Source organism: Spirosoma areae (assembly GCF_054781775.1).
Window position 1 is genome coordinate 98,165 of record NZ_BAAGTT010000029.1, and the last position, 12,575, is coordinate 110,739.

At 49.7% G+C, this 12,575-nt stretch carries 13 protein-coding genes; 6 read left to right on the plus strand and 7 right to left on the minus strand.

Going from position 1 to position 12,575, the window contains the following annotated elements:
• The 3 genes from ACYVI1_RS17030 to galK form a co-directional block, all read right to left on the minus strand.
• A complete protein-coding gene (locus ACYVI1_RS17030) occupies positions 1-681 on the minus strand; it encodes a cell division ATP-binding protein FtsE (protein ID WP_460911918.1) in 681 nt (226 codons plus the stop codon).
• Positions 682-764: 83 nt separating this feature from the next.
• A complete protein-coding gene (gene fsa / locus ACYVI1_RS17035; protein WP_460911920.1) occupies positions 765-1,430 on the minus strand; it encodes a fructose-6-phosphate aldolase in 666 nt (221 codons plus the stop codon).
• A gap of 28 nt (positions 1,431-1,458) precedes the next feature.
• The gene (gene galK / locus ACYVI1_RS17040) at positions 1,459-2,628 is read right to left on the minus strand and encodes a galactokinase (RefSeq protein ID WP_460911922.1); all 1,170 of its coding nucleotides are present in this window, start codon (positions 2,626-2,628) and stop codon (positions 1,459-1,461) included.
• Positions 2,629-2,972: 344 nt separating this feature from the next.
• On the opposite strand from galK, the gene ACYVI1_RS17045 reads away from it, so the two are divergent.
• The 3 genes from ACYVI1_RS17045 (at position 2,973) to ACYVI1_RS17055 (ending at position 4,953) form a co-directional block, all read left to right on the plus strand.
• Positions 2,973-3,692 (plus strand): tetratricopeptide repeat protein, encoded by a 720-nt coding sequence (locus tag ACYVI1_RS17045; RefSeq protein ID WP_460911924.1) that lies wholly within the window; start codon positions 2,973-2,975, stop codon positions 3,690-3,692.
• A 71-nt stretch (positions 3,693-3,763) separates the two neighbouring features.
• Complete coding sequence (locus ACYVI1_RS17050; protein ID WP_460911926.1) at positions 3,764-4,114, plus strand: transmembrane 220 family protein; 351 nt, start codon at positions 3,764-3,766, stop codon at positions 4,112-4,114.
• The gene (locus tag ACYVI1_RS17055; RefSeq protein ID WP_460911928.1) at positions 4,111-4,953 is read left to right on the plus strand and encodes a hydroxymethylglutaryl-CoA lyase; all 843 of its coding nucleotides are present in this window, start codon (positions 4,111-4,113) and stop codon (positions 4,951-4,953) included. Before ACYVI1_RS17050 ends, ACYVI1_RS17055 begins: the two co-directional genes overlap by 4 nt.
• A 55-nt stretch (positions 4,954-5,008) precedes the next feature.
• Here the strand turns inward: ACYVI1_RS17055 and ACYVI1_RS17060 are convergent, their stop codons facing one another.
• Positions 5,009-5,533: a DUF7935 family protein gene (locus tag ACYVI1_RS17060; RefSeq protein WP_460911930.1), complete on the minus strand. Its 525-nt coding sequence runs from the start codon at positions 5,531-5,533 to the stop codon at positions 5,009-5,011.
• A gap of 83 nt (positions 5,534-5,616) precedes the next feature.
• Between ACYVI1_RS17060 and ACYVI1_RS17065 the strand changes: the two genes are divergently transcribed.
• A complete protein-coding gene (locus ACYVI1_RS17065) occupies positions 5,617-5,913 on the plus strand; it encodes an iron-sulfur cluster assembly accessory protein (RefSeq protein ID WP_460911932.1) in 297 nt (98 codons plus the stop codon).
• 114 nt (positions 5,914-6,027) lie between these two features.
• Positions 6,028-9,867, plus strand: coding sequence for a sensor histidine kinase (locus ACYVI1_RS17070; RefSeq protein WP_460911934.1), 3,840 nt, complete (start codon positions 6,028-6,030; stop codon positions 9,865-9,867).
• A 63-nt stretch (positions 9,868-9,930) separates the two neighbouring features.
• Here the strand turns inward: ACYVI1_RS17070 and ACYVI1_RS17075 are convergent, their stop codons facing one another.
• Positions 9,931-10,524: an HNH endonuclease gene (locus ACYVI1_RS17075; protein WP_460911936.1), complete on the minus strand. Its 594-nt coding sequence runs from the start codon at positions 10,522-10,524 to the stop codon at positions 9,931-9,933.
• 288 nt (positions 10,525-10,812) lie between these two features.
• Here ACYVI1_RS17075 and ACYVI1_RS17080 point away from each other — a divergent pair, with 288 nt between their 5' ends.
• On the plus strand, positions 10,813-11,184 hold the full coding sequence (locus ACYVI1_RS17080) for a CoA-binding protein (RefSeq protein ID WP_460911938.1): 372 nt from the start codon (positions 10,813-10,815) through the stop codon (positions 11,182-11,184).
• Between the two features lie 57 nt (positions 11,185-11,241).
• Here ACYVI1_RS17080 and ACYVI1_RS17085 read toward each other — a convergent pair whose 3' ends face one another.
• Together ACYVI1_RS17085 and purS are read right to left on the minus strand one after the other, a co-directional pair.
• Positions 11,242-12,249 (minus strand): 3-oxoacyl-ACP synthase III family protein, encoded by a 1,008-nt coding sequence (locus tag ACYVI1_RS17085; RefSeq protein ID WP_460911940.1) that lies wholly within the window; start codon positions 12,247-12,249, stop codon positions 11,242-11,244.
• Between the two features lie 63 nt (positions 12,250-12,312).
• Positions 12,313-12,564 (minus strand): phosphoribosylformylglycinamidine synthase subunit PurS, encoded by a 252-nt coding sequence (gene purS, locus ACYVI1_RS17090; protein ID WP_460911942.1) that lies wholly within the window; start codon positions 12,562-12,564, stop codon positions 12,313-12,315.
• Positions 12,565-12,575 lie beyond the last annotated feature (11 nt).

The window sequence follows — 12,575 nt, forward strand, 5'->3', positions numbered from 1 at the left end:
TTACCCCTTCAATTCCACGACCTGTCCATCTTGGCAGCGCAGCACACGGGCAGGATATTTGTGGAGCAAATCATAGTTGTGGGTCGCCATCAGGACGGCAGTTCCGGCATTGTTGATAGCTTGGAACACCTTCATAATCTGGTCGGCAACGGATGGGTCGAGGTTGCCCGTTGGCTCATCGGCAATTAGAATTTGCGGCTCATTGAGCATGGCGCGGGCAATTACCACCCGTTGCTGCTCACCACCCGAAAGCTGATGCGGCATCTTTTTCTGAGCCGTGCCTAAGCCAACCTGCATCAGCACGTCGGCAATGCGGTTGTTCATGTCGGTCTTGTTGGACCAGCCGGTTGCCTTGAGCACAAACTTCAGGTTGTCTTCGACTGACCGGTCGAAGAACAACTGAAAATCCTGAAAAACAATCCCAATTTTCCGGCGCAGTTGGGGTACATCGCGCGGTTTCAGGGCATCGAGCGTATACCCAGCCACTAAGCCTTTACCATTTTGAAGCCAGAGATCGGCGTAGAGGGTTTTAAGAAGCGATGTTTTACCGCTGCCCGTGCGGCCAATCAGGTAGGCGAACTCGCCCTTGTCAATCTGAAAGGAAACATCGCCCAGAATTAATTTCTTACCCTGATAAATATCGGCGTGATCGAGAGTGAGAACAGCTTCAGAGGAAAACATAAGAAAGTACGATTTACGATTTACGAAGTACGATCTGTTGAGCAGTAGCTATATATCGTACCTCGTAAATCGTAATTCAGAAATCATTTCACCGGCAGATTTGCTTTTTCGTGGTCGGCTAGGAATTTAGCCAGACCACTGTCGGTAAGGGGATGGTTGAGCAGCATTTTCATCACGCTCAGGGGAGCCGTCATGACGTCGGCACCGATTTCGGCACACTGAATAACGTGCATGGGGTGACGCACCGATGCGGCCAGAACTTCGGTCGTATAGCCGTAGTTGGTGTATATGTTCACAATCTGCTCAATCAGCGCCATCCCGTCAGTCGAGACATCGTCCAACCGACCCACAAACGGCGAGACATACGTAGCGCCTGCTTTAGCCGCCAGCAAGGCCTGACCTGCCGAGAACACCAGCGTACAGTTGGTGCGAATACCTTTTTCTGAGAAATATTTAATCGCCTTGATGCTGTCGCCACTCATCGGCACTTTCACCACGATGTTCTCATCAATATCAGCCAGTTCTTCGCCTTCCTTAATCATCTCGTCGTATTTGACCGAGATAACCTCTGCGCTTACATCGTTTTGCACGATTTCGCAGATTCTCTTGTAATGAGCCATTACGTTGTCTTTGCCCGTAATGCCTTCTTTGGCCATGAGCGAAGGGTTGGTGGTAACACCGTCAAGAATACCCATATCCTGAGCTTCCTGAATGTCAGCCAGATTGGCTGTGTCAATGAAAAATTTCATAGTTAACGGAAAATTGATTGTCTGTGAGTTAGTTCATCATTCGATTCGTCCCATCCTGAATTTTGCAGACGTGAAGGTACGTATCTTTCCCCGTTCGGGCTTTGTATTGTTTCAGAATCGCATCCGTAAAGTCGGCCAGTGATTCCTCCCGAACCAGATTGATGGTACAGCCGCCGAAACCACCGCCCATCATTCGCGCGCCGAGCACACCCGGCTGCTCCCGTGCAATGTCCACCAATATGTCTAATTCTAAGCAACTGACTTCATACCAGCGGCTTAAACCTTCGTGGGAGCCGTACATCAGTTGGCCAAACCGGGCAATATCGTCTGCTTCAAGCGCAATTACACCATCGAGTAGTCGTTGATTCTCCTGAACAACGTAGGCGCACCGGCGGTAGATAAGCGGCTCCGCATCGCGCAGATGCTCATCCAGCATAAGCATCGTTACATCCCGCAGGCTCCTGATGTTGGGGTAAAACGCCTGCAAAAAACGCACGCCGGCTTCGCATTCGGCCCGGCGCGTGTTGTATTCCGATGTGACTAACGAGTGCTTCACCTGCGAGTCGCAGAGAACGATGCTGATGCCATCCATTTGCAGGGGCGCATAGGTATAGTCGAGCGAACGGCAGTCAAGTTTAATCACGTGGTTGGCTTTCCCCATCATACTGGCAAACATGTCCATGATGCCAACTTTGGCCCCAACAAACTCGTTTTCGGCCCGTTGCGACAGGCGCACCATCGTCACCCGGTCAAGTCCTAAACCAAATAATTCGTTGAGGGCAAAGCCAACGCCATTTTCGAGCGCGGCCGACGAGGACAGGCCTGCTCCTAAGGGAATGGTTCCACCAAATACACAGTTGATTCCAGAAAACTGATGCCCTGCCAGCCGAAACTGGGCCATTACGCCCAACAGATAATCGGCCCAGGTATGGGTAGGTGCGAGGCTATCGAGCGACCCCTGATAGGTTTCGTTCAGGTCATGGGCCACCAGATGCACTTCCTTGTCGGGGCGGGGGCCAACGGCTAAATAAATGGCTTTGTCGATGGCAGCGGGCAACACGAACCCTTCGTTGTAGTCGGTATGTTCGCCAATTAGATTGACACGTCCGGGCGAGCAAATCAGGAGTGGGCCGGGGTCGGCCGGGTTGGTGTTGAAGGAATTCTGAAACGAAGCGGTGAGTTGGCTAATCAGATTCATAGACTGGGTTTAGGAAATTTAGCGGTCCGATACTGCTAAACGCATAACCCGCTAAACAACAAGACCGCCCGGCCTACCGAAACCGAACGGAAATAAAAAATGGCAAACCAATGTCTCACCGCTACGACCACCTACCCTTGCTTCGGTCAAGACCTGGGGGATTCAGCAGGAGCTGGTAGCACCGATTTGCCGATGCAAACTTACGCAATTGTTAATCAAACCACAAAATTTCACCCGTACCTTTGCCGAAAGTAATTATGAATGGTTGAGTGATAGAATGATTGAATAGCTGACGCATAACCTACTCAATCATTCTGTCACTCAACCATTCTATCATTAAACTAATGAAGCGTTTATTCTACATTATTCATTTTACATTCTTTCTTGTCTGCGCCTGCACGTCGTCGGACAAGTACCTTGAGCAGGGGCGGGCGTATTTGAAGGCCGGTAAGTTTAGCGAAGCTGTGCAGGCATTGAACCAGGCTATCGAAGCCGACGATGCGAATGCCGAAGCGTTTAACTCACGGGGTGTAGCTTATTTTGAACTGAAAGAATATGGAAATGCGGCTCTCGATTATGACCAGGCTATTAAGTTGACGCCCAAGTTTTACCGCCCCTACTATAACCGGGCGCTCCTGAAAGTAGCTCAAAATGACTTAACCAGTGCCCTGACCGATTATTCGGATGCAATACGGCTGGCACCCGACACAAGCAAGGCCATCAGCGCCGAACTGTTCCTGAACCGGGGGCAGTTATTCGCTACGCAGGGGCAGGTTCAGCCCGCCCTCACCGATTTTTCGCAGGCAATTTCCTTAAACCCTATGAATGCGCTGGCGTTATACAATCGGGGCAATCTGCGGTTTCAGCAGAAAGACCTTGCCGGGTCTGTCGCTGATTTTCAGCAGGCGGTAACAGCAGACCCAAAATTCGGAAAAGCATTTTACGGCTTAGGCATCGCCCAACTGTTGAGCAAAAATCGTGAAACGGGTTGCCTGAGTTTGAAACAGGCGCAGCTATTGGGCTACGCTGATGCTGCTAATGCCATAGCAGAATATTGTAATTAAGTCGTTAATTAAGAGGTAATTGTCTCTACTTATTTACTGCCGACTATTCACTAACGACTACCGACTTTTTTATGCGTAAACCTGTCTCTATCATTTTTGGGCTGCTATTCATTCTGTTCGCGGCCCTGCAGTACAACGACCCTGACCCGGAAGTTTGGGTGCCTATTTATGCGGCTGCGGCTGTGGCCTGTTTCATGGCCTATGCAGGCGTGGGGCGATGGTGGTTCTTTGCCGTCATTGCCGGTATGTATGTCGTAGCGGCTGTCTATCAATGGCCCCCCGCGTTTGAAGGCTTTTTGTTCGGTGAAATGGGGATGCGGAGTTTGAACATCGAACTGGCCCGCGAATCTGGTGGCTTAGCGATTTGTGCGGCTGTGATGGTATGGCTGGCTCTACTGACACGGAACCCTGTTCGCCGATGAAACTCGTTGAGTGCCCCCGCGATGCCATGCAGGGACTGACGCATTTTGTGCCGACAGACCTGAAAATTCGCTACCTGAATGCCCTGCTACAGGTTGGCTTCGATACGCTCGACTTCGGAAGTTTTGTGTCGCCGAAAGCCATTCCGCAACTGCGCGACACTGCTGAAGTGCTGGCCGGTCTTGATTTATTCACTACGCAAACAAAGTTACTGGCCATTGTGGCTAACAGGCGCGGGGCCGAACAGGCCGTTTCGCATCCGCACATTCGGTATGTTGGTTTTCCGCTTTCCCTTTCCGAAACGTTTCAGCAACGGAACACCAACAAAACCATCGAACAGGCCTTTGCGGAGGTTGCCGACATCCAGAATCTGTGCGTTGGGGCCGGGAAAGAATTGGTCGTTTACCTGTCGATGGGCTTTGGCAATCCCTACGGCGACCCCTACAGCCCCGACCTTGTGGGTGAGTTTGTCGCCCGCCTTGTCGATACAGGTATAGGCATTATTGCCCCCTCCGACACGGTTGGCTCCTCCACTCCAGAAGCCATTGAAACCCTCTTCAGGCACTTGATCAACACATTTTCGGGGGTCGAGTTTGGCGCTCATCTGCACGCCCGTCCTGGCGAAACGGATGCGAAAGTGCGGGCTGCTCTGCGGGCGGGTGTCCGGCGGTTAGACGGTGCCCTGCGTGGTTTTGGGGGATGCCCAATGGCAGCAGACGATCTTACCGGCAACCTGCCCACCGAAGAAATTATGCAAACACTAACCAGCGAAGGAGTTGCCCTGTCAATCAATCAGGAAGCGTTTCAAAAAGCCCTGACCTTATCGGCGGGGGTGTTTTAGGGCATGGGGCCAGGAGCGCGGAGCAGGGCAGGAATCGCTCCAGCCCCGTGCTACATTACATAAACATTGCCTGAATTTCTTCCTTGAGGGCCTTGAGGGCGTCAGAAGTGGGTTGTTTCTCTTTCTGGATAATGCGCTCAAAAATGCGTTTGGATAAATCGAGGGCGGGCGCGTCGGGGCGGGTGTCGCCTGATGCCTGGTTGATGAGCGTCATCACGTCGTTCATGGCGGCCTGAATCTGGTCCCAAACCCCCTGGCTCATGTATACCTGCTGGGAGAGGTTATGATTGTATTCATCTCTGATTTCGTGCAAAAGTCGTTGCTGGAAATCCAGTACGGTGGTTGAACTGCCGCCCAGCCGGAGCAATAAATTATTGGGGCTGATGCGTTCCAGAAACAGAACCATTCGCTCGTAAGCCTGCAGCCGGATCGGTACCACGGTTTCGGTATATCGGTTTTTTACCTCATAGCTGTGGCGGTCAGCTTCGCGCTCCAGTAATAATTTAACGGTTAAATACATGCCGTATAAGACTAAACCGGCGGGTACAATCAGTTTCAGGAAGTCACTCAATAGGTCCATAATGGGGAAACGTTGTTCCGTGAAAAAAGGTAAATTTGACAAAGAGCAATCGGTTTATCGGAAACCGAATACCAAACGTTCGTATGCTGACACTTGATAATCCTGTTATTGTTCGGCCCGAAGCGCGTCAACAGATTCTGGATACATTACGGGCTAATAAAATACCTGGCGACTATGGGTTGCGGGTTGGCGTTCGGGGCGGAGGGTGCGGAGCATCCTGGCTTTTGGGTTTCGACTTGCCCAGCCCCACCGACGAAGTGTATAACGTTGAAGGCGTGCAGGTCATTATTGATCGAAAACATTTACTCTACGTGCTCGGCGCTGAGATTGGTTACGAACCGGGTGGCTTCACGGTGGAAAAGGCCGGGAGCACGGAATAGAAATGGAGTAGGGAACTGGCCGTGTGCGTCCTGCACCTTGCTCCATGCTCAATGCTGGTGAAAACTTGGCATGATTTTAGGGCTGTTTTTAAGTTAGGGCAATACCTCCGTTTTGTGAAGCGTATCGAAAAACATATTTTTCTTTTTCTGGCAGCCGTTTCCTTCGGTCTATCGGTATTGTATTTTCTTTTATTAGAACAAAATGCCCCCGGAGCCCCCGAAGAACAATACCTTAGCGCTGTTCAACAACGGGTTAAAGAGGAAATTCTGGTAAGTACCGGTCACCTCAATAAAGTGGCCGAGTTGCTGTCACAGAAGCCTAAACCTTCCTTTGCTGACCTGCAAATACCCTCTGAGTACCCTTATTTCGTATTTCGGGACAAGCAATTAGTGTACTGGTCTGATTACCGCTTTATTCCTAATTACGCCCGGCTGACCACTGTTACCAGCTCTAAACTTATTGATTTTGAACAGGGCCGCTACATTGTCAGTCATCAGCGGGTACGCAAGGGGGCAGATGAACTGGATATATTCTCGCTGGTAAACATTTACCGGTACTACCACAGTAACAATACCTACCTGCAATCGGGCTATAATCCAAATTTGTTCGCGCTTGACCCCCAGGCCGTTACGGATGATCGACAGAATACAATTCAGGCCATATACGATAACAACTCAGCGTTCCTGTTCTCGGTGGTGCCGCCAAAGATAGAGGCTTATCGGAATCATTCGACACCAGTCAACACGGTGATTCTGGCTTCCTTGGGGGTGCTTTTTCTGGGGCTGTATGTGTGCCAGCTAATGATTCGGCTGACGCGCCAGCGTCGGTACGAACTGGGTTTTGTTTGGCTGGCTGGCTATCTGCTCGCAACACGAGCACTCATGCTGTATTATGGTGTGCCCTTCCTGTTCATCGAGTCCGATCTGTTCAATTCTAAATTCTACGCATCGTCGGTGGTTGTCCCTTCGCTGGGCGATTTGCTGCTCAACGCGTTCGTTGTGGCCATTCTGGCCTTTTACTGGGTTAGGTACTACTATCGTTCGCAAACGTATTTAGCGCTTTTACGTTTGCCCAACTGGCTTCAAACAGCCCTGTCGGTGGGTTGTGTTGTGGCAAGCTATGGCCTGTTTACCCTTTGCTACATTGAACTCAATAATATTTACGAGAAGTCGCAGTTTACCCTCGACATTACCCTGAACATTCGCTTTTCATTCCTGAAAATGATGTGTTTAGTGGTTTTTATTATCATCTCCTTTATTTATTTTCTAAATACTCACCTCTTAGCCAGCCTGTTTCTACGGTATAATCGGATTAAGCATGCCGGGATTGGCGTCCTGCTGATTCTGGGAGGCACTGCGCTGAGCTGGGGTGGTTGGCTACTGCTGGGCTTGCCAACAGAGGGTGTGTTTTTACTCAATGGCGTCTATTTTTTACTTATTTATATCAGCCAGCTTCCAAAAACGCTTTACATATTCCGCTATAAAACGTCCATCTATCTGTTTCTGGCCGCCTTCGTTTATGCGGTTATGACGGCTTACGTAGTTTATAACCAGGAAATCAGAAAACAATTGATTCAGGAGCAGGAGTTCGCTACGCAATTGCTGGCCGAGAACGACGAGTTTGGCGAATTTTTGATGAGCAAAGCGCGGGAGTCAATCCGGCGGGATGCTGAGATTGGACGCGCCCTACAAACCGATACACTGCTGGTGCGCGAGCGGATTCAGCAGCGGGTTAAGAGTTTACACTTAGATAAATATTTTGATAAGTATGACATTGAGGTGTTTTCGTTTCGGGCCAATGGGCGACCACTCGATATTAGCCCGGATCCTGTTTCGTTAGCGTCGCTCAATACACGTTACCGCCAGGCGGCTTATCAAACCGAATACTCAGGTATATATTTTGTAAATGAGGTTGGGAACCAGTTTGTAAAGCAATACCTGTGCTTCGTTCCAATTCAGCAGGCGGGATTGGTGTCGCTTGTATCCCAGTCTCAAGTTGCTGCCGATACCCTTGGCTATGTAGTGCTGGACCTGCGGCTTCGGAATGAACGGCCGAAAAGCGTTTATCCTGAGTTACTGGTCGACACGAAGTTTACCCAGAATCCCGAAACACAAGAGTATAGTTATGCCTTTTTTAGAGGCCCGCGTTTGGGGGTCCAACCCGCAGGCCTGGTGCAACACAAGCCGTTATATACGACGGGAAGTTATAACTACGAGCGTAAGCTTGATTTTTCTCTACTGGATAACCCGGCTCTCTACCTGAATGGCGTTTCCAGCAACGGCTATCAGCACGTAGCGCAGCGTGGACAGGATGGCCGTATCGTCGTTGTGTCGTCGGCTGAGTACCCGTTTGCAAACTTCTTTTCAAACTTCTCATTTCTCTACCTGCTGCTGGTGCTGACCATCATTGGCGTCATCATAGCTTATGCCATCAATTATGGGTTTTCGCGATACAATATCAACTACTCGACTAAAATTCAGATTTTGCTGAATATCGCTTTTTTTCTGCCTCTGCTGTTTGTTATCATTTTGATTGTCAATGTAATAAGCTCCAATTATAACACCAATCAGCAGAACAGCTATATCAGCAATACCCGCAACATTGCGGCTAACTTTCTGACATACCTGGACGAACACCTGCAGGCAAAGCGGAGCAAAGCATCAATGGAGGAAGAATTAAGCAAGATTGCCCGCGATGCTGATATTGATATCAACCTGTTCGATATGCAGGGGCGGCTCTACACCTCCACCCGCCCGCTTATTTATGAAAGTGGCTATCTGTCTAAACTAATAAATCCAGAGGCTTATAGCCATATAATCGAGGATAAGGAAAACCAGATCCTACTGAACGAATCGCTGGGCAGTAAAGAATATCGAACGGCCTACACGGGTATAAAATCGTATAACGGGCGGTTGCTCGGTGTATTGAGTGTTCCATATTTCTACGCCAGGGCTGAACTCGACCGGCAAATTATTGAAGTGATTGCCTCGGCCCTGAGCATCTTCACGGCGCTGTTTCTGCTGTTTTTGATTCTGTCCTATTTTGCGTCGCATGTGCTGACCAAGCCCCTGCGAATACTGACGCAGAAAATCAGGAAAACGAACCTTGAGCGGCCTAATGACCCGTTGCCCTTGCAGTCTGACGATGAAATTGGTTTGCTCATTCGGGAATACAACCGGATGCTGGTTAAACTGGAAGAGAGCAAACTGGCTTTGGCTCAAACGGAGAAACAGTCGGCCTGGCGCGAAATGGCTAAACAGGTTGCCCACGAAATCAAAAATCCGCTCACACCCATGAAACTAACGCTGCAACACCTGCAGCGAACATTTCCAGCTCCCGCCGAATCGGCTACTGAAGGCAGCGACCCGGCTCGGCGGGTAATCCTGCGGACGTTTGATTCGCTGTTGGATCAGATCGATAACCTCAGCGATATTGCTACGTCGTTCTCGGAATTTGCCAAAATGCCCCTGCCTAAGCGAGAAACGTTTGAGGTAACGGGCGTGCTCAACAAAGCTGCCGATTTATATGCGGATGATAAACGAATTATGCTCCGGCGGGACATTGTCGAAGGGCCGGTTATGGCCATTGGCGACCGGCAAATGATTGGTCGAATCCTGACCAACCTGCTGATTAATGCCATTCAGTCGGTTCCGCCGGGCCGTAAGCCCATTATTGACCTGAAACTATATACCCACAGCGATAAGGTTCAGATTGAAGTCCACGACAACGGAGCGGGAATTCCCGAAGCCATCCGGGCCAAGGTGTTTCTGCCAAATTTCAGCACCAAGCGGGGTGGTTCGGGGCTGGGGCTTGCCATTGCCAAACGGGGAGTCGAGCACGCAGGCGGCACGATCTGGTTTGAGACGACCGACGATGTTGGCACGTCGTTTTTCGTATCGCTACCGTTAGCGGGCGTTCACGGGTCGCTCATCGACGAGTCGATTAACTATTGATTCTGTGAATTCTTTAGATTCTACAGCATTAATCAGACTCCACCTTTGACTGGAATTTATAACTCACTCGATTGTAACGTGCTTCCAGTTCTCACCCGACCGGATGCGGTTGAGTTGTGTATGGGTGATGCCAAACTGTTTAGCAATCATTTTCAGTCGATTTTTGTCGTTCAGCAACAGTTTTTTAATAATGCGGACTTTACTTTCGGTGAGTTTGTAGTTACGCGTCTGGCGAGGAAGCTGCCGATTTTTAAGATATGGATTATTCCGATTGTGGTCAATCATTTCTTCTTTAGTCGCCCATTTCAGATTTTGATAGTGATTGTTCTGCTTGTCGTGGTCGAGGTGAATGACGAAAATCTGATCAGGCGTATCGCGGTTAGTAAACTGCTCAGCTACTAATTTATGCACATACCGGTTCAGCGTTTTGCCTTCCGACCGGATATTCAGCGACCGATATCCCTGAATGACTGAGCCTTTAATGAGTTTACTAAGCGCTTTGGTAGCCGGATGTTTGGCGCTGGTGGTTGCGCTGGACTGATAGCTGCGTAAGCGCCCATAATTGGAAACTTCATAACGGGGAGGATTGACAATACCTTCAAACGAAATTAGTACCCACTTTTCATTCCAGAAGCTTTGATTGGCTTTTGCATCCATAACCGAAACTGTTTTAGGCGCAACTATGTCCTGTGCGGTAGTCTGTAGTGCTTAACAACAATCCATTAAAATGGTTGTTTGTTTTTACGAATAAGTTGACTACAGAAACGTGAAAAAACAAAACAGAGTGTTACAATGTATGCCTTTATATCCTGATGAGATTAATTAAGCGCGTTCGTTTCTGCATCTGACAGAAGACGATTTCACCGAACCGAAACCCCTTTGGGGGCAGGGTTGTTACGTATTGAGCAAGTCGGGCTATCCAGCTTTAGGCTATTTTCTGAAACAATGGAAGTTCAAAAAAGAAAGACAATGGTTGTGGGAGCAACCGAAAAGCCTGGTCGTTATGCCAACTTAGCCGCTCATAGCCTGCTTCGCCATGGACACGACATTGAATTAATTGGCTTGAGAGCAGGCCAAATTGACGGCCACCGCATTCAAACCGACCACCCACGGCTGGACGACGTCGATACGGTAACGATGTATGTTGGTCCTCGTAATCAGCCAGATTTATACGAGTACATCAAAAGCCTGAAGCCCCGTCGGGTTATTTTTAACCCTGGTGCTGAAAACCCTGAATTTGAACGTCAGTTGCGGGCCGAAGGGATTGAGCCAATCCAGGCCTGCACGCTGGTGATGTTATCGGTGGGAACGTATTAGTCCAATAGTGAATGAGTGAATATAGTGTTTGCGTTAGCTATTCACTCATTCACTCATTCACCATTTAATTAGTGCGGATGCCCAGGTGAAGCCACTGCCAAAAGCGGCCAGGCAGATTAAGTCGCCGGGCTTCACGCGGCCCTGCTCAAAAGCTTCGGTTAGGGCAATCGGAATGGAAGCCGCCGTGGTGTTGCCGTATTGCTGAATATTATTGAAAACCTTCTCTTCAGGTAAGTTCATCTGCTGCCGAACATAGTCCGAAATGCGAATATTAGCCTGATGTGGCACCAGCAGCGTTAAATCCTGTGCCTGATAGCCGTTCGCTTCCAGGCTTTCATTAATCACCTCCATAAACCGCACAACGGCATGTTTGAAAACCATGTTGCCGTTCATTGTCACGTTGTAATTGCCCTCGGCTAAGGTAGCTTCCGAAATCCAGCGACCATCGCGGCTACTGCCCGGATCGCGAATGTAAAGTTCCTCGGCATAACGCCCGTCGGCGTGGAGGTGCGTTGACAGAATACGGTGATCAGGGTCGGTGGTAGCCTGAACAACAGCCGCGCCTGCGCCATCGCCAAAAATGACGGCTACGCCCCGACCTTCATTGCTTTTGTTGAGCAGCGACGATTGAATTTCGGAACCGACAACCAGAATGGTTTTATACATCCCGGTTTTAATGAACTGGTCGGCAATGGAGAGCGCGTAAACAAAGCCCGAACATTGGTTACGGATGTCGATAACGCCCACGCCCTCCAGACCTAACTCCCGCTGCATCAGAAAGGCTGAACCCGGAAAATAATAATCGGGTGTGATGGTGGCATAAACAATGAGGTCAACATCCTTCGCTGACAGACCGGCCCGGTCGAGGGCCATGCGCGAGGCAGCCGTAGCCATGCTGGCATTCGTATCTTTCCCGTAGGTAAAATACCGCCGTTGCTTAATACCCGTCCGTTCCTGAATCCAGGCATCGGAGGTGTCCATGTATTGGGTCAGATTGTCATTTGTGACAATGTTTTCGGGGACGTAAAAGCCTAACCCTTTAATGCTTGAGTAAGTCGTGTTCATTTGTTGATGGCAAAAAGCCAGCAAAAGTACGAAACCTGCGAGGTTTTCTAATACGCAGAGTTTTCAGGCAGCGTGCAGGTCAAACGAGTAGTCTTCCATAATCAGATTGGCCAGCAATTGACGGCAGGCCGAATCGACGGTTGTACGGGCCTGCTCTTCAGTTTCGGCATCAACTTCCAGCCGGATGTGCTTTCCGACGCGGACGTTATCGATGGTATCCATCTGAAGATTGTGAAGCCCCAGTTTAACAGCTTTGCCCTGCGGGTCCAGAATTTCAGCCCGGGTCATGATGTTGATTTCGGCGATGTATGTCATGAGTAATGATT